Raw genomic sequence first — 17,104 nt, 5'->3', positions numbered from 1 at the left:
ACCCCGGACCCCGCCCCGTCCGAGGTGCTGGCCGGCCCGGATTCGAACGCCCCGGCACCCACCCCCGACGGGGTTCGTGCCGTGCTCGATCCACTGGTCGGCGTCGCCGCCCTGGGTGACCGGGTGAACGTCTCGGTCGCCGATGTGATCACCGGTCAGACGCTGTTCGACAAGGGTGCGGACGACGGCACCGTCCCCGCCTCGGTGACCAAGCTGGTGACCGCGGTGACCGTGCTGGCAGCCCGGGGGCCCGGCTACCGGATCCCCACTCGTGCCCTCGCCGGCGCGAAGGCCGGCGAGGTGGTGATCGTCGGTGGCGGTGACCCGACCCTGGCGATCAACAAGAAGGGCTACTACCCGGGTGCGGCGCGCCTCGACGATCTGGCCGCCCAGGTGCGTACCGCGCTCGGCGGCACCCCGCCGACCAGCGTCACCGTCGACGGCTCGGTCTACTCCGGCCCGGTCTACGGCCCGGGCTGGGACGACGACATCCCCACCGGTGGGTCGGGCGGCGCGGTGACCGCGTTGATGACCGACGGCGCGCGTACGGACCCGGGCGTCGCACACGGGTCGGCCCAGCGGTTCGCCGAGCCGGACCTGGCCGCCGGCAAGGCGTTCGCCCGGCTGCTCGGGGTGCCGACCGACGCCGTGCGGCGTGGCACGGCACCGGCCCAGGCCGCGGCCGGCGCCAATCCGGCACCGGGCACCGAGTTGGGCGTGGTGCAGTCTCCGCCGCTGATCCGGCTCGTCGACGTCATGATCAGCGAGAGCGACAACCTGGTGGCTGAGGCGCTCGCCCGGCAGGTCGCGTTGGCCCGCAACCAGCCGGCCTCGTTCGACGGAGGTGCCGCCGCCATGGACGCCGAGGTGGCGGAGTTGGGCCTGCCCGCCGACGAGATCAGCGTCTCCGACGGCAGCGGCCTGTCGCGTCGTAACCGGATCAGCCCGTCGCTGTTGACCGACCTGATCCGGCTGGCCGCCAGCCCGGACCATCCGGAGTTGGCCGGCGTCTTCGGTGGTCTGCCGGTGGGCGGCTGGTCCGGGACGCTGAACGAGCGCTACCGCAACACCGCGGGCACCTCTGCGGGCGCGGGCAGCGTCCGGGCCAAGACCGGCACCCTGACCGGCGTGCACGCCATCGCGGGCCTGGTCACCACCGCCGATGGTCGGCTGTTGACCTTCGCGGTGCTCACCGACAAGGTGCCGGGTGACCGGGACACCGCCCAGCCTGCGCTGGACCGGATCGCCGCCGCGCTGGCCGGCTGCGGCTGCGGTTGACCCTCGCCGCCGCGGGGTGACGCGGTCGCCATCGGTGTCGATCGAGGGCGCGAGCCCGGGCCGGGGTGTCGCGGCGCGGGTACGGTGGGTCCATGGCGCAGTTCGTGGACTGGGATCTGGCCGCCGCCACGGCGGGGGCGTTGAGCAAGTCTGGCCCCCGCGTGTCGTACGCCGAAGCCACCGACGTGGTCGGCGACCTGCGTCGGCTGACCGACGAGGCGGCCGGGCACGTGGCCGACTACACGGGGTTGCGGGCGCAGGTGTCGCACCCGCCGGTCCGGGTGGTCGATCGCCGCGACTGGGCCGCGACCAACATCGCTGGGCTCCGCGAGGTGATCACCCCGCTGGTGAGTCGGCTCTCCGGCGACAAGCAACCGGGCGCGTTCACCGAGGCGATCGGGTCCCGGCTGACCGGGGTGCAGGCCGGCACGGTGCTGGCCTACCTCTCCGGCCGGGTGCTCGGCCAGTACGAGGTCTTCTCGGCCGAACCGGGCCAGTTGCTGCTGGTCGCGCCGAACATCGTCGAGGTGGAGCGCAAGCTCGGCGCCGACCCTCGGGATTTCCGGCTCTGGGTGTGTCTGCACGAGGTCACCCACCGCACCCAGTTCACGGCAGTGCCGTGGATGCGGGCCTATTTCCTCAGCGAGGTGCAGGCGTTCGTGGACGCCTCGTCCAGCGGGAGTGAGCACCTGCTCGAACGGTTGCGGCGCGGGGTGGCCACGTTGTCCGAGGCGGTCCGTGACCCGGAGAGCCGCACCAGCGTGTTGGACATCGTGCAGACCCCGGCGCAGCGGGCCGTCCTGGACCGGCTCACCGCGTTGATGACCCTGCTGGAGGGGCACGCCGAGTTCGTGATGGACGGCGTCGGCCCGCAGGTGATCCCGAGCGTCGAGCGGATCCGGGCGTCGTTCAACCGACGCCGGGAGGCGGGCAACCCGCTGGAGAAGGCGATTCGCCGGCTGCTCGGGGTGGACGTCAAGATGCGCCAGTACGCCGAGGGGCGCAAGTTCGTGCACGGGGTGGTGGAACGCGTCGGCATGGACGGCTTCAACTCGATCTTCAACTCGCCGCTGACCCTGCCTCGACTGTCGGAGTTGGGCGACCCGGACGCCTGGGTCGCCCGCGTACACGGCCCGGCCGGCACCATCCCGGCCGCTGGCTGACCGCCCGTAGGTGGCCGCGCTCGCCCCGCCGGTGGCCGCGATCCGGGTGGCGGTACGCCGCGCCCTGACCGGTCTGTCGTCCGGCGGTCCGGTGCTGGTCGCCTGCTCCGGTGGCGCCGACTCGCTCGCGCTCGCGGCGGCCACCGTGTTCGTGGCGCCTCGGCTGGGCCGCGACGCGGTGCTCGTCACCGTCGACCACGGCTTGCAGGACGGCTCCGCGGAACGCGCGGAGGCGGTGGCCACCTGGGGTCGGGGGGCCGGGTTCGGGTCGGCGACGGTGGTCCGGGTGGAGGTTGCCGGGCGTCCCGGCGGGCCGGAGGCGGCTGCCCGCGAGGCCCGCTACCAGGCGCTGACCGAGGTGGCCCGGCGGCAGAACGCCGTCGCGGTGCTCACCGGGCACACCCGCGACGATCAGGCGGAGACGGTGCTGCTCGCGCTCGCCCGGGGTGCCGGCCCACGAGGGCTGGCGGGGATGCCTGCCCGGCGGGATCTGGGCGGGGTGCCGCTGCTGCGCCCGCTGCTGGAGATCGGTCGGGAGCAGACGCGCGCCGCCTGTGTCGTGCTCGGGCTGACTCCGTGGCAGGACCCGCACAACACCGACCCGTCGTACGCCCGGTCGAGGGTGCGGGCCGACCTGCTGCCGGCGCTGGTGCGGGCGCTCGGCCCCGGCGTGGTGGACAACCTCGCGCGTACCGCCCGGCTGGTGGCCGCCGACAACGCCGCGCTCGACGAGTTGGCGGGGACGGCGCTGGCTGCGGCCCGGTGCCCCGACGGGGGGCTGTCCGTGCCGGTGCTGCTCGGCCTGGTGCCCGCCGTACGCGGTCGGGTGCTGCACGCCTGGGCCCGCGAGCTGGGCGCTCTGCCGGGCGCGCTGTCGCACCGGCACGTCGCCGCGCTGGACGCCCTGGTCACCGATTGGCACGGTCAGGGCCCGGCCGACCTGCCCGGCGGTGTCCGGGTGCTGCGCCGCGAGGGCCGGTTGGCCTCGGGCTGAGACTCCTGGTCAGCCGCTGTGTGCCCGGTCCCGGAAGGTGGTCCGGTAGCTGTGCGGGGTGGCGCCGACCCGCCGGCTGAAGTGGTGGCGCAGCGCGGCCGCGTCGCTGAAGCCGGACTGGTCGGCGACCGCCTCCACGCTCAACGGGGTCTCCTCCAGCAGCCGCCGGGCGAGCAGCACCCGCTGGTTGGTGAGCCAGTCGTGCGGGGTGGTGCCGGTTTCGGCGCGGAACCGGCGGGCGAAGGTGCGGGGTGCCATGCCGGCGCGGGCCGCCAGCTCCTCCACGGTGATCGTCCGGTCCAGGTGACCCATCAGCCACTCCAGCACCGGTTCGAGGGTGGGTGCCTCGGGTGCCTTCGGGATGGGCGCCTCGACGTACTGGGACTGACCGCCGTCGCGGTGCGGCGGGACCACCATCCGCCGGGCCAGCCGGGTCGCGGTGGCCGAGCCGTGCTCCTGGCGGATCAGGTGCAGGCAGGCGTCGATGCCGGCGGCCGTGCCGGCGCTGGTGAGCAGCCGACCGTCCTGGACGTAGAGCGAGTTGCAGCGCACCCGGGCGCGGGGGTGCCGGCGTTGCAGCTCGTCCACGTACCGCCAGTGGGTCGTGCACTCCCGGTCGTCGAGCAGCCCGGCCGCACCGAGCAGGAAGGCGCCGGAGCAGACGCTGAACAGGTGCGCGCCGCGGGCGTCGGCCCGGCGTAGCGCGTCGAGCACCGGGCCGGGGACGGTCGTGCCCTGGCTGTGCGCCGGGATGGCCACCAGGTCGGCCTCTTCGACCGGGCCGAGGTCCGCGTGTGGGGTCAGGTGGAAGCCGGACGAGGTACGCACGGGGGCGCCGTCGGGGCTGCACACCTGGAAGCGGTAGGTGGGAAAACCGTCGGCTGTCCGGTCGGTGCCGAACACCTCGGCGAGGACGCCGAGCTCGAAGGGAGCGACCTGGTCGAGGGCGAGAACGGCGACTGACCGCAGCATGTGACGAGGGTAACCCGACAGGTGGCAGTAAATCGATGACCAATGGCATTCCTGCCACTGTCCGGTCGCTTCGGCAGGTCGCAGACTGGTCTCAGTCCGGTGCGCACCGGCGGCGAAACCAACAGCAATCATGCGAAAGCGAGCGCCGCCATGGAGTTCCTGCTCTTCCTCCTGTTCCTCGTCCTGCTCGTCGCCGCCTCGGCGGCCGGCCTCACCGTCGACAGCCACGATTCGGCCGACTGGAAGCCCAGCGACGCCGGCCGCCGCTGGCAGTCACACACCAACTGATGTGATTAGCGTTGTTTGCGCAGAAAATCCTTGGCGGGACCGCGCCAAAAGGTGCGGCCCCGCCGACGGAGGCCATCCGACGTACGGCAGGCTAGGAGTCATGGCTGACGGCTCCTGGTACGACGCCGACATCGACCACGTGATCATCTCTGAGGCGCAGATCCGCGAGAAGACGGCGGAGCTGGCCAAGCAGGTCTCCGCCGACTACGCCCACGTGGGCGACGGGCTGCTGCTGGTGTGCGTACTCAAGGGCGCGGTGATGTTCATGGCGGACTTCGCCCGGGCGCTGGGCCGCAACGGCCCGCCGGCGGAGCTCGACTTCATGGCCATCTCCTCCTACGGCCAGGGCACCACCTCCTCCGGGGTGGTCCGCATCCTCAAGGACCTGGACCGCGACATCGCCGGTCGGCACGTGGTCGTCGTCGAGGACATCGTCGACTCCGGGCTCACGCTCTCCTGGCTGCTGCGTTACCTCGAGTCGCGTTCGGCGGCGAGCGTCGAGGTGGTCGCCCTGTTCCGCAAGCCGGACGCGGTGAAGGTGCCGGTCGGAGTGAAGTACGTCGGCTTCGACATTCCCACCGAATTCGTGGTCGGCTACGGCCTCGACTTCGGTGAGCGCTACCGGGAGCTGCCCTACGTCGGGGTGCTCAAGCCCGAGGTCTACGCCCGCTCCTGACGCCGGCCCGACCCGTCGAGGTGGCCCGTCGGGCGAAATGAGCCCCACTCGCATCGGCATCCATCAAGCCGACGTTCAGCGCGCTCTCAGCTGATGCGGTTACCGTGTAGCACGGTGGCCCGGAGGTTACTCCGCGCTCGACCCCCTCGATCGCGTGACCGGGCGTTCGGGTGGCCGAGCCGGACTCCCCGCCACGCCGGCTTCCACCCGGACTCGCCGTACGTTGGCTGCGGGGCTGGTGAGCCTGCCCACGATGCGTGCCGTCGATGTCGAAGGCGCGCCGAGTGTGGAGGGCTCGCAGGCTCTCTGTTGGCGTACTCGGTCTTTTGATGGTGCACGACTGCGGGGCTCGCAAGCTCACTCCTCGCGCACACGGTGTACCGTCGAATGACCGCGGCGCGGCAGTTTTCGCGTCTCGGGGTCGAGGCCGGCCCGCACGGCGGCTCCGGCCGCCGCTCAGCGCGGCGACACCATCAGACGGTCAGGACGTCGATCAGGAGGATGCGGGCGCTCCGGCGCTCGACAACAGTATGGAACGTACGCGTTTCTTCCGCCGACCGGTGGTCTGGATCATCCTGGTCATCCTCGGCGCCGTTGTGCTCAGTCAGCTGTTCACCGCTGGTCCCAGCTACCACCGCGTGGACACTTCCGTTGCGCTCGATCAGCTGCACACTGCCAAGATCAATAAGGTCGTCTTCCAGGACAAGGAGCAGACGCTCCAGCTGGATCTCGCCCAGAAGACGAAGTTCGGCAAGACCGAGACCGACAAGATCGAGGCTCAGTTCCCGTACCAGGCTGGCGACCAGATCTGGAACGAGGTGCTGGACGCGAAGGCGGCCAACCGGGTCACCGGCCCGGCCGACGCCAAGGTCTCCTCGGACAGCATCTGGGTGAGCCTGCTCGTCAACCTGCTGCCGATCGCGCTACTCGTCCTCCTGCTGCTGTTCTTCATGTCGCAGATGCAGGGCGGCGGCTCCCGGGTGCTCAACTTCGGCAAGTCCAAGGCCAAGATGATCACCAAGGACACTCCGAAGACGACCTTCGCGGACGTCGCGGGTGCCGAGGAGGCCGTCGAAGAGCTTTACGAGATCAAGGACTTCCTGCAGAACCCGGCGAAGTACCAGGCTCTGGGCGCCAAGATCCCGAAGGGCGTGCTGCTGTTCGGCCCGCCCGGCACCGGCAAGACGCTGCTGGCCCGCGCGGTCGCAGGCGAGGCCGGGGTGCCGTTCTACTCCATCTCCGGCTCCGACTTCGTCGAGATGTTTGTCGGTGTCGGCGCCAGCCGGGTCCGTGACCTGTTCGAGCAGGCCAAGACGAACGCCCCGGCGATCGTCTTCGTCGACGAGATCGACGCCGTCGGCCGGCACCGTGGCGCCGGCATGGGCGGCGGTCACGACGAGCGTGAGCAGACGCTCAACCAGCTGCTCGTCGAGATGGACGGCTTCGACACCAAGGGCGGGGTCATCCTGATCGCGGCCACCAACCGGCCGGACATCCTCGACCCGGCGCTGCTGCGTCCGGGCCGGTTCGACCGGCAGATCCCGGTGGACGCCCCGGACATGGAGGGCCGCAAGGCCATCCTGCGGGTGCACGCCAAGGGCAAGCCGTTCAGCCCCGACGTCGACCTCGACGCGGTGGCACGGCGCACCCCGGGCTTCAGCGGTGCCGACCTGGCCAACGTGATCAACGAGTCGGCCCTGCTCACCGCTCGTAAGGACCAGCGCGCGATCAGCAACGACTCGCTGGAAGAGTCGATCGACCGGGTGGTCGCCGGTCCGCAGCGACGTACCCGGGTGATGAGCGACAACGAAAAGAAGATCACCGCGTACCACGAGGGTGGGCACGCGTTGGTTGCCTGGGCGCTGCCGCACGCCGCGCCGGTGCACAAGGTGACGATCCTGTCCCGTGGTCGCTCGCTGGGCCACACCCTGGTGCTCCCGACCGAAGACAAGTACACCCAGACCCGCGCCGAAATGATCGACACCCTGGCGTACGCGCTGGGCGGTCGCGCCGCCGAGGAACTGGTGTTCCACGAGCCGACCACCGGTGCCGGCAACGACATCGAGAAGGCCACCCAACTGGCCCGCGCGATGATCACCCAGTACGGCATGAGCTCCAAGCTCGGTGCGATCAAGTACGGCACCAGCGGGGACGAGCCGTTCCTCGGCCGCAACATGGGCCACGAGCGGGACTACTCGGACTCGGTGGCCGCCGAGATCGACGGCGAGATGCGGGCACTGGTCGAGCTGGCGCACGACGAGGCCTGGGAGATCCTGGTGGAATACCGGGACGTCCTGGACAACATCGTGCTCGAGCTGATGGAGAAGGAAACGCTCTCCACGGCCGACATGGCGCGCATCTGTTCCCGGGTGGTCAAGCGCCCGCCGCTCGCGCCGTACAACGGCTTCGGCAAGCGTCAGCCCTCCACCGAGCCGCCCGTGCTCACCCCTGCGGAGAAGGACAAGCTCAAGGCGCAGGCCGAGGCCGACGGCGCGCAGGCGTCGGTCGGCGGCGTCGCGCCGTCCAACAACTCGGACGGCACGCACTGAGCAACGACCCGACGGCCAGCTCCCCACACCGGGAGCTGGCCGTCTCCGCGACCGAACCCGACGACGACCTGGACTACGTGGCCGCGCGGCTGATCAGCGGCAAGCTGACCGGCCGCCCCGTCGAGGACACTGTCGACCTCGGCCGGATCGAGAAGGCCGTCCGCGAGATCCTCATCGCGGTCGGCGAGGACCCGGACCGCGACGGACTCCAGCAGACCCCGGCCCGGGTCGCCCGCGCGTACGCCGAACTCTTCGCCGGTCTGCGGGTCGACCCGGCCCAGGTGCTCAGCACCACGTTCGAGGCCAACCACGAAGAGCTGGTCATCGTCCGGGACATCGACGTGATGAGCCTCTGCGAGCACCACCTGCTGCCCTTCCGGGGCAGCGCGCACATCGGCTACATCCCAGGCCCCGACGGGCGGATCACCGGCCTGTCCAAGCTGGCCCGACTCGTCGAAGTCTTCGCCCGTCGGCCGCAGGTACAGGAGCGGCTCACCACGCAGGTCGCCGACCTGTTGATGAGCAAACTGGCACCACGCGGCGTCGTCGTCGTGCTCGAATGCGAACACATGTGCATGGCGATGCGCGGCATCCAGAAGTCCGGTGCTAAGACCATCACGTCCGCCGTACGCGGCATCCTGCAAACGGACTCCAAGTCGCGGGCCGAGGCGATGGCGCTGATCATCCCCCGCTGACCTCCCGACGCCCCACGGCCGGCCGACACCCTTGCGGGACGGTCGGCCGCTGCGTTCCCGCAGCGGGGTCCGTCAGCTACCGAGCAGGGCCAGCAGCAGGCCAGCAGTGGCCAGCACCGCCGGCACCAGACACACCAACGCGCCGAACCGCGCCGTACGGTCCAACCGCTCAGTGGGGCTGACCCGGAACAACCGCCCGACGCCGATCCAGCCGGCCACGAACGCGACCGCCGGCATCGGCAGCCCGCAGATCAACGCCGCCACGGTGGCCGGCCCCACCCCCGTCGCCGCCAGAACCGCCACCTGGATCAACGGCACCAGCAGCGCGAACGGCCCGTACACCAGAAGGTTCCGCGCCCGCGCGGGCCAGGACCCCGGCCGGACCCGGCGGCGTGCGGCCAGCGCCGCGTCCGCCGCCTCAGCCCAACCTCGCGCGGACCGCAGCGCCGCCAGCACGGCCGCCGGACCACCCGCCATCGACCGGGCCGCCTCGGTCAGCTCCGGCGGCGACGGCACCAGAGAGATCGCCGGTACGCCCAAGTCGCGCAGCCGTTCCTGCTGGCTCGCCAGCCCGGTACGGACCACCGTCAACTCCTCCCGGGCGGCCTCCGCCGACCGGGCCTGCTCACCGGCGGCGGCAGCCGCGCTACGGCGTACCCCGTCCAACTGCCGGGCTGCCGCGAGGTATCCCGCCCAGGCCGTGCTGGGCTCGACCGCCGGCGGCGTGGCGTCCCCGGTCGCCGCAGCGGCCCGCTGTCGCACCGGCCCGACCACCGTCGCGTTCGAATTCACCTCGACCCCCTCCACACGCGCCACCGATCAGCCGGCCTCGTCGGCGAACGGCACCAGGACGGTGCCCCGTTCGTCCGGACCGTCCCACAGCACCGCCCGGTCCGGGCGCACCTGCCACTCCACCGGGCGACCGAAAACCGCTGTGAGCTGCGCGACCGGCACATCCAGCACGGCCACCGCAGCCAGCTTGTCGACCTCGCCCGCCGGCTCGAACAACGCGGCGAACGGCGGCACCGCACGCCACCAGCCCAGCAGATGTCGGCCCGCCGGAGGCCCATCCCGCAGGAGCGACCGCAGCCGGTCCACCGGCAGCTCCCGAGGCCCCGGCCGGTCCAGCCCGAAGACCACCAGGTACGTCGGCAGGTCGTCGGCCGCATCCGCGAGAAGCGCCGGCAGACCCACCAATTCGGCCGAATGTCGGGCCGCCAACTCGGCCGTCAACGCCTCCGCCAGCGCCCGGGAGCCCGGATCCGGTGCCGCCACCAGGAAACGGGCGCCACCCGGCGGGTGGTGAGCCGACGTGCTCCGCGCCGCCGTCGCCAACAACCCGCCCGCCGTCGCGCCCGAGCCCAGCACCGCGAGGTTGCGCCCGGCCGCCGGCCCCAACGGCACCGCGACCGTCGAACGGGCCACGTCCACCGCACGACCCAGCAGCGCGGCTGGCCCATGCGCCTGCCCCGCCAGAGCCGCTCGGTGACGCGGATCGTTGCCCAGCAGAGGCCGGGCGTAACCCGCGAAGACCACCGGCGGCACCGACCCGGCCGGACGCGCCGCCCACAACTCGTGCCGCAGCCTCTCCACAACCTCCGGATGATCCTGCGGATCCGGGTGACGGATCAACCGTTCGTGCCCCCGGGTCGCACCCCGCGGGCCGCCGAGCCCACCGGCCGTGTTCACCACCGCACTGCCCACCGGCAGACCGGCCGCCGAATCGTTCGTCGGCTCCAACACCGGACTGCCACCCGGCAACGCCACCCGAACCGGAAACTGCCCGAGCACCGAATCGCGATGACCCGCATCGGCGCGCGCACTCAACCCCAACTCGCCCGCGCCGGCCAACACCAGGTGCACGCCGTACGCCCGACCGGCCCGGGCCAGCCCGTCCAACTGGGCGGCCACCTCGGCGGCCAGCCGATCCCGCTCGGCGAAGAGCAACGGCACATTGTCCACCACGCAGACGATCCGCGGCAGCGGCTGATGCTGACGCAGCTCCCCGAAGCGTTGCCCACCGGCCCGGGCACCCGCCTCCGTGCGGCGCTGGACCTCGGCCGTCAACTCCTCGAGCAGGTCCCGGACGTACTCCCGGTCCGCCGCCATCGCCGCCGCGCGTACCTGCGGAACCCACGACCGGTCCCGCTCGGTCTGCAAAAACTCCACGAAGGACTCGCCGTCGCCGAGATCCGCCAGGTAGAACACCAGGTCATCCGGGCCGTACCGGGCGGCCAGGCCGAGCAGCGCGGTGGTCAGGAACGCCGCACGGGCCGTCGCCGACCGGCCACTCACCAACCAGTGCGGAGTCAGCTCGGTGAAACCCAGCGGGACCGGCCGGCCCCCGGCATCACCGACGGTCGTGGTCAACCCGTCGGACGAGTCCGACTCCCACAGCCGCTCACCCGTCGGCGGCAGCAGGGCGCCCAACGCCAACCGGGAACCCGCCTCCACCTGCTCGGCGAGCCGCCGACAGACCGCATCGACCAACTCGGCCGGCGGGTCCGACTCGACGAACACCGGCGAGTTCAAACCCCCCGGCGGGTCGGCGCCCGGCCCGGCGAACGACGCCCCCGGCGGGTCGCCGAGCAGCGCGTACGCATTACGCAACGCCAGCGACGTCGTGTACGGCAGCGGTGCCCGGGCCGAGTACGGGCCGGCGGGCGGCCAACCCGCCACCACCAGGTGCAACCCCGCGGCCGGCCCCTGCTCCGCCAGCGTCTCGATGCGCGCCAGATCGCTCGGGCCGGTCGACTCCGGCAACGCGGCCACCACCAGCAACAGCGTCCGATCGTGACGGCGCCGCCCACTCGCCCCCGGGGCAACCCACTGCTCGGCCTCGGTCAGCACCGCGCGCAGACTCGCCACATCCACCGCCGGCGGCGGCAGCAGGCCAGCATCCGCGAGCGCGCCGAACGGCGTCAGCACCGCCCCGGTGGCATCCACCGCCCGGATCAGCAAGGCACCCGCCGGCGCCGCACCCAACAACCGCAGGAGTACGGCCCGGAGCAACCCCGCCACCCGTGGCTCCCGCGCGTCAACGTCCACGCTGAGATGACCGGTGCCGACAAGTGGCACCAAGGCGGGAAAACGGGCGTCATCCAACGGCGCCGCAGTGCCCACCCGAACAAACGGCGGCGGACCATCACCCGCCGGCGAGTCCACGGACAGCGAATCCAGCGCCGCGCCCGACCAACCCGGAGCCAACAACGCCGCAGCCGACCGTAGCCGGTCGGCCACCTCGTACTGACGGCGCTGATCAGCCGGAGCCGGCCGCGTCTCGTCCAGGATCCCGGCAGCCGCGGTAGCGACGGCCGTCGCCCGACGATGCAGGGCTGCGGCGCGGTTCGTGCGAGCCTTCGGACCGGCCACCGCGTCCACCCCCTCTACCCGAGGTTGGCAACCCCTCCCCAAGCAGAGACGGTATCCCAGCCGCCGGCGCACCTCCGGGAGGTGCCTCGGCGCTGCGCCGGTGTTGTCGCGGATCTCACCGGTGGGGAGGGGTCCGTCACGATCCGCTGGATCTGAGGCATTGGCTCCGGAGCGTCCAGCCGTTAACTTCAGGAGGTGGAATCAGTGCAGCCCCCCGCCGGTTCCCAGGTCTCCCGCGTACCGGCCCAGCGGACACCGTCCGAGCAGCTGCCGCCCGCCCCGGCAACACCGGCACCGCAGCCGCCCCGCCGCCGAATGCGGACGGTGCTCACGGTCGTCGCTGGCGTGCTCGCCCTGCTCTGTCTTGGCGGGGTCGCAACCGCCTACGTCTGGTACAGCCGCGCCGCAGCCCCAGACCGCAGCACCCCGGACGTGGTGGTGGCTAATTACATTCAGTCATTTCTGGCGGACCGGAACGACGCGAGAGCCAGCGAGTTTGTCTGTCAGAGCGGTGCGGATATCGACGGCGTGCGGCTCCTTCGGGAGGATCTCGTAGCCCGTGAACGCCGCTTCAGTACGAAGATTTCGACAAGTTGGGAGAATTTTACCGTTCAGCGGCAGGGCGACTCCGCCAACGTCGAAGTCGATCTCATCCTTTCAGCCTTCGTGGACGGAATATCGCAGAGCGATCGGCAGCGTTGGCGATTTGAGACACGGCATGAAGATGGCTGGCGGGTGTGTAAGGCTGAGCGATCTTGAGCAGACTTACTCGATCCAAAGCAGGTGAACCGGAACCTCCAGGGTGGTGGGTGACTGGCCGCGCCAGGCCCAGCGGTACCACTCCACCTCGGGCGTGATTCGCACGCAGATGTCCCCTTCGGCGCCCGAGTAGGTCTCGGTGACCGCTCGAAGGTCACGGTGTTCCAGGCCGTTCTCGACGTGCACCACCCGTCGGCCGGTGACCGCGTCGGCTTCGAAGACCGGCGTGGGGGCCCGATGTGCCGGGCCGTCCAGCGAGACCAACCGGATACCCGTGTCTCGGGCGCCGTCGGCACCGGGTCGGCTGCCGATTGTCTCCACCCAGACCCGCTCCACCGGCACCAGCGGCGCGAACACCTCGACCTGATCCGCTTCGGCCCGGTACCACTCATGCTCGGGGATCACCGGCACGTAGGTCCGGGCGCTCTGCACCACCCGGTCGTCCGCGCGCAGGTCACCACGCCAACCCAACCCCGGCAGCCCGACCAGCACCCGCCGCCCGCGTAGTTCGACCCGCTCCGTTGCGGGGACGATGGTCAGCGGTCGGGGTGGCTGCGGTGCCCAGTCGGGCTGGTCGGCGAACGGATCGGGCAATGGGCCGGTCATACCCGCGGTGGCCTCACTCCGCGGCGCGCAGCGGGGCGCCCCGCTGGCGCATGAACGGGACCGGATTCACCGCGCCGGATGCGCTGCGGTCGTTGCGCAGGTGCACCTCGAAGTGCAGGTGTGGGCCGGAGGAGTTGCCACTGCTGCCGACCTTGCCGATCACCTGGCCGGCCGTGACGGTCTGATCCTTCTTGACGAAGGGCTGAACCACCATGTGGCAGTAACGGGTTATGTAGCCACCGGCGTGCAGCAGGTCGACGAACCAGCCGCAGCCCTTCTTGCCGGGAAATCCGTCCACGTTGCAGTCTTGTCGGCCGCGGTAGTCCTCGTCGCAGGTGGAGACCAGTACCCGACCGGCCGCTGCCGCCCGGATCTCGGTGCCCTTGGCCGCGCCGATGTCGACTCCGTTGTGGCTGGGCCGGCTGGCGGTGCGGAAACCGGAGCCGACTCCGCCGGGGATGGGAGCGGTCCAGCCGGAGGCGGCGATCTGGCCGCGCTCGGCTGCGTTGCACACCGCCTTGCCATTGATCTCGACGGTGCGGGCCGCGCCGCCGGCCAGCGCGTCGACGATCCGGCTGGCTACCTCTTCGTGTTTGGCGTACGCGTCCGGATATGCGCTGACCTGCACATGTTGCGCGACCATGGTCAGTGGTCGGCGTTGCCAGGTCTCCACCTTGACGAGCTTCTCGTAGAACTTGCGGGCCGCGTACGCGGGGGTCAACCGCTCGGCGACGGAGCCCCATCCGGGCCGCTGCTGGAAAAGGCCCAGCGAATCGTGGTCCGCGCCAACGCCCTCGTGCGGCAGGGCCAGGGACTCGGCCACCCCGCTGTTCGCCAGGTTGCGCAGGGCGGACTCCTGCATCGCGGTGGCGAGGGCGATCACCCATCCTCGGGACGGCACGCCCATGTCCTGGCCGACCTTGATGATGATTGCGGCATTGCGGACCTGGGTGTCGCCGTACTCGGCGAACCGCGGCAGCTTGCCGGCTATGTTCACCGCTCGGACCGGTCCGCACTCCATGCCTGCCAGGGTGTCGCCGTTCTCGGCGTCGTCGCCGCCGAGCCCGGTGAGGAAGAACGCCGCGGTGCCGCCCGCGCAGCAGAGCAGGAGCAGCACCCCGGTGAGCAATGCGGCGATCAGGCCGAGTCGGGGCCGGCGGCGGGTCTCGGGGCTACCAACGTCGCTCACGGCCGCTCCCAGTCCAGAACGTCGACCAGCCAACCATCGTCAGAGGTGACCAGCTCCAGCCGGAGCCGGCCGGCATCAAGGGGGAGCAGCAACTCGACGAACGTCTCGGTCCGCTCCCGCATGGTCGGCGGACCGGTGACCTTCTCGGCGGGCACACTCTCGGGCTCGACGCCGGTCAACTTCTCGCTCAGCGCCGGAGTGGAGAGTGGCCGTAGGCCAGCCTGCCAGGCTTCGGTGGTCATTCCGGGGCGTCCCAGCCAGGCTGCGGCGAATCGGTCGGCGGTCTGCTCGGGGGTGCGGGCACCGGGGGACGTCACGGGTGACGGCGGAGCCGCGCTGTTGTGCAGACCGTCGTCGCCGGCCGTCGGGTCCACAGTGATGATCGGTCCATCCGGACGGCTGCTCAACCCGTCCGCGGAATCGACCGGGTTGCCGATCAGCCGGGCCGCCCCGAGCACGCCGACGACCACCACCCCGATCACCAGCGCAACGCCCAGCCGGGATCGCAGTGCCCGGGTGAAGAGGAACTCCAACGCCCGTCGCATGCCGTCACCTCGCCTCTGAGCGCACCCGAGGTCCGGTGCGATCCGGTGCTCGATCGGTGGACCCCGGGCGGTACACCACGAACGCCGGGTTCTCATCCGGTACATCGGGCTCGGTCCAGGTCGCCGGCTGTCGGCGTCGGGGCTGCGGGGCGACCGGGCGGCTCCGACCGCTGCCCTCCTTCGCTGGCGCCTCGTCGGGCCGCTCTCGACCGTCGGGTCGCGCTGCGTCTGCGCGTCGGCTCTCGGCCGCAGCCGTCGGCACCGGGGCCGGGTCCTCCCGCCGCGCCTCCGGTCGTAGCCGGGTCTGCTCCGCGGTGGGTGATCGTCGACGTCCGCCCACCGGCTCGGCGGTGCCGCCCGGCTCCGCGACGTCCAGCCGCGCGGCCGTCCGCATGTCCCGGAAGAACCGGCGGTGCCAGGAGCCGGCCGAGCTGACCGCTTCGCTGCTGTCCTTGCCGCCGAGTTGGGTGATCCGCCGGTACGGCCGCAGCAGCAGCCATCCGACCACCCCGCAGAGCCACACCAGCACCACCTGAAGCCAACCCGGAAGGGTGGGTGTGCTCATGATCAAATCAACCGCGAACAGATAGATCGCGGCCCCAGTGCCGAAGATGGCAATGTTGAAAACCGCGGCAACGACCGCGTTGGCCAACCGCCGCAGACCGGCGCTGGCTGGCCGGAGCAGGCCGATGGTGCCGAGAATCGGGGCAGCGATCACCGCCCAGCGGAAGATCAGGAAGCCGAGCAGCACGAGTACCGACGCGGTGAGGTCGAACATCGCGAAGAGCACTGCCGCGAGGACCGCGATGAACCCTGAACCGATCCGGTCCATGTCTCGGGTGCCCGTCAGAAACTCGTACGCCTCCGGGTCCTCGGATTTGATCTGCTCCGCAACTGTCATCCACTGCTGCTGCTTGGCTCCGATCACTACATCACGAGTGGTGGGATTGGAGCGGACTGATTCCGCCTCACCCCAGCTCAGCGACTTGGCGTCGTAGAGTGCCCGGCCGTATTTTTTAGCAGTCTCGCTGTCTGCAGAGCCAAGCACACCACGCAGCCAGTTGCGGTAGAGCATCGATTCGGTGGCGGTATCGCTGGCACGGACGGCCGGTGGCCGCTTGTCGACGCAGGCGTCCGGATTGGGAAGCACGCACTTGTCGGTCGGGATGTCTTTCGATGCCGGACCTAAAGCGTCGTGCACAACGCCGAGGGAGGTGATCAGGGTGCCGTCGGCGATGTTCGCCGACTTGACCGGCCAAGCGGCCAGCGCGGTGACCGCCACCATCACCAGTAACGCCCACCCTGCCGTCGTCATCGCATTGCTCATGTCCGACTGGCGGGAGCGCCAGAGCAGGTAGAGACCTACCACGCAGAGCGTGACGATCCCGAAGACGCTGAACACCTTTTGGTAGACGGCTTTGGTGGCCTTCTCCACCAGTGGGTCGGCCCAATCCCACATCGAGCGCGGATCCCAGGCTCGTTCCCGCAGTGCGTTCGAGGCGCCCACGACCGCTGTGGCGATCATGAGCTCTCCGTTGGCGACGGTGGTGGTGAACTTGTAGTCAGGATGGAGAATGGTGGAGGCGCAGCCACCCTCCACGTTGTAGGTGTTGAAGCTGTATCCGCCGTAGCCGTAGTCGCTGTAGATGCCCTTCGGCCCGGGCAGTTTTGACGAATCCGGGCGGGAAGCGAACCAACCAGCCAGGCCCGAATCCGGGGCGGACGGTACAGGTGGCTTAAGGCAGTCAATTTCTGCCTTGCTGACCTGCTTCAGCTTCAGTACGCAGGCGCGGAAGTCGGCTTGCCATTCGGCGGTCGTGCAGAGGTCGGCTCGGGCCTGGGCGGCTGGCGGTGCGGCGGCTGCGGCCTCCGCGCCGATCAGCGGCCAGGTGAGGCTGACCCCGGCCAGTACGCCGAGGGCGAGCAGGAACGACGTGATCCTGGTCCAGACCCCAGGGCCTGGGTCACGGCCCTGCGCCTCGGCTCGACCGAGGACCTTGACCCAGGCCCTAGCCATG

At 70.9% G+C, this 17,104-nt stretch carries 15 protein-coding genes; 8 read left to right on the top strand and 7 right to left on the bottom strand.

Annotation, left to right across the window (positions count from 1 at the left end; all coding sequences use genetic code 11):
* The 3 genes from dacB to tilS all read left to right on the top strand — a co-directional run.
* On the top strand, positions 1–1,278 hold a 1,278-nt coding region (dacB, locus tag DLJ59_RS26280; RefSeq protein ID WP_124775512.1), incomplete at its 5' end, for a D-alanyl-D-alanine carboxypeptidase/D-alanyl-D-alanine endopeptidase.
* A 92-nt stretch (positions 1,279–1,370) separates the two neighbouring features.
* Positions 1,371–2,441 (top strand): zinc-dependent metalloprotease, encoded by a 1,071-nt coding sequence (locus tag DLJ59_RS26275; protein ID WP_124775510.1) that lies wholly within the window; start codon positions 1,371–1,373, stop codon positions 2,439–2,441.
* 10 nt (positions 2,442–2,451) lie between these two features.
* Positions 2,452–3,435 carry a tRNA lysidine(34) synthetase TilS gene (gene tilS / locus DLJ59_RS26270; RefSeq protein WP_124775508.1) on the top strand — a complete coding sequence of 328 codons (984 nt, stop codon included), beginning with the start codon at positions 2,452–2,454 and terminating at the stop codon, positions 3,433–3,435.
* A gap of 9 nt (positions 3,436–3,444) precedes the next feature.
* On the opposite strand, the gene DLJ59_RS26265 is transcribed toward tilS, so the two are convergent.
* Positions 3,445–4,407, bottom strand: coding sequence for a GlxA family transcriptional regulator (locus DLJ59_RS26265; protein ID WP_124775506.1), 963 nt, complete (start codon positions 4,405–4,407; stop codon positions 3,445–3,447).
* 99 nt (positions 4,408–4,506) lie between these two features.
* Between DLJ59_RS26265 and DLJ59_RS26260 the strand changes: the two genes are divergently transcribed.
* The 4 genes from DLJ59_RS26260 (at position 4,507) to folE (ending at position 8,615) form a co-directional block, all read left to right on the top strand.
* Positions 4,507–4,695: a hypothetical protein gene (locus DLJ59_RS26260; RefSeq protein ID WP_124775504.1), complete on the top strand. Its 189-nt coding sequence runs from the start codon at positions 4,507–4,509 to the stop codon at positions 4,693–4,695.
* Between the two features lie 100 nt (positions 4,696–4,795).
* On the top strand, positions 4,796–5,371 hold the full coding sequence (gene hpt / locus DLJ59_RS26255; protein WP_124775502.1) for a hypoxanthine phosphoribosyltransferase: 576 nt from the start codon (positions 4,796–4,798) through the stop codon (positions 5,369–5,371).
* 530 nt (positions 5,372–5,901) lie between these two features.
* On the top strand, positions 5,902–7,920 hold the full coding sequence (gene ftsH, locus DLJ59_RS26250; RefSeq protein WP_124775500.1) for an ATP-dependent zinc metalloprotease FtsH: 2,019 nt from the start codon (positions 5,902–5,904) through the stop codon (positions 7,918–7,920).
* Positions 7,921–7,955: 35 nt separating this feature from the next.
* Positions 7,956–8,615: a GTP cyclohydrolase I FolE gene (gene folE / locus DLJ59_RS26245; RefSeq protein ID WP_124775498.1), complete on the top strand. Its 660-nt coding sequence runs from the start codon at positions 7,956–7,958 to the stop codon at positions 8,613–8,615.
* A 72-nt stretch (positions 8,616–8,687) separates the two neighbouring features.
* On the opposite strand, the gene DLJ59_RS26240 is transcribed toward folE, so the two are convergent.
* Positions 8,688–9,407, bottom strand: a complete 720-nt coding sequence (locus tag DLJ59_RS26240) for a hypothetical protein (protein WP_124775496.1) — start codon at positions 9,405–9,407, stop codon at positions 8,688–8,690.
* Between the two features lie 27 nt (positions 9,408–9,434).
* Positions 9,435–11,996: an FtsK/SpoIIIE domain-containing protein gene (locus DLJ59_RS26235; RefSeq protein ID WP_124775494.1), complete on the bottom strand. Its 2,562-nt coding sequence runs from the start codon at positions 11,994–11,996 to the stop codon at positions 9,435–9,437.
* Between the two features lie 195 nt (positions 11,997–12,191).
* Between DLJ59_RS26235 and DLJ59_RS26230 the strand changes: the two genes are divergently transcribed.
* Complete coding sequence (locus DLJ59_RS26230; protein ID WP_124775518.1) at positions 12,192–12,746, top strand: hypothetical protein; 555 nt, start codon at positions 12,192–12,194, stop codon at positions 12,744–12,746.
* A 6-nt stretch (positions 12,747–12,752) separates the two neighbouring features.
* On the opposite strand, the gene DLJ59_RS26225 is transcribed toward DLJ59_RS26230, so the two are convergent.
* From DLJ59_RS26225 to DLJ59_RS26210, 4 genes are read right to left on the bottom strand one after another with little or no spacing between them, the layout of a single operon-like run.
* Positions 12,753–13,352: a hypothetical protein gene (locus DLJ59_RS26225; RefSeq protein WP_124775492.1), complete on the bottom strand. Its 600-nt coding sequence runs from the start codon at positions 13,350–13,352 to the stop codon at positions 12,753–12,755.
* 13 nt (positions 13,353–13,365) lie between these two features.
* On the bottom strand, positions 13,366–14,541 hold the full coding sequence (locus tag DLJ59_RS26220; RefSeq protein WP_124775490.1) for a M23 family metallopeptidase: 1,176 nt from the start codon (positions 14,539–14,541) through the stop codon (positions 13,366–13,368).
* Complete coding sequence (locus DLJ59_RS26215) at positions 14,538–15,086, bottom strand: hypothetical protein (protein ID WP_124775488.1); 549 nt, start codon at positions 15,084–15,086, stop codon at positions 14,538–14,540. The genes DLJ59_RS26220 and DLJ59_RS26215 overlap by 4 nt, the downstream gene beginning before the upstream one ends.
* Positions 15,087–15,090: 4 nt before the next feature.
* The gene (locus tag DLJ59_RS26210) at positions 15,091–17,103 is read right to left on the bottom strand and encodes an MFS transporter (RefSeq protein WP_244236238.1); all 2,013 of its coding nucleotides are present in this window, start codon (positions 17,101–17,103) and stop codon (positions 15,091–15,093) included.
* Between the last annotated feature and the right edge of the window lies 1 nt (position 17,104).

It is taken from the genome of Micromonospora inaquosa (assembly GCF_003857055.1).
GTDB lineage: Bacteria > Actinomycetota > Actinomycetes > Mycobacteriales > Micromonosporaceae > Micromonospora > Micromonospora inaquosa.
The sequence above is the reverse complement of the archived record's forward strand: the minus strand, read 5'-3'. Positions and strand labels throughout refer to the sequence as shown.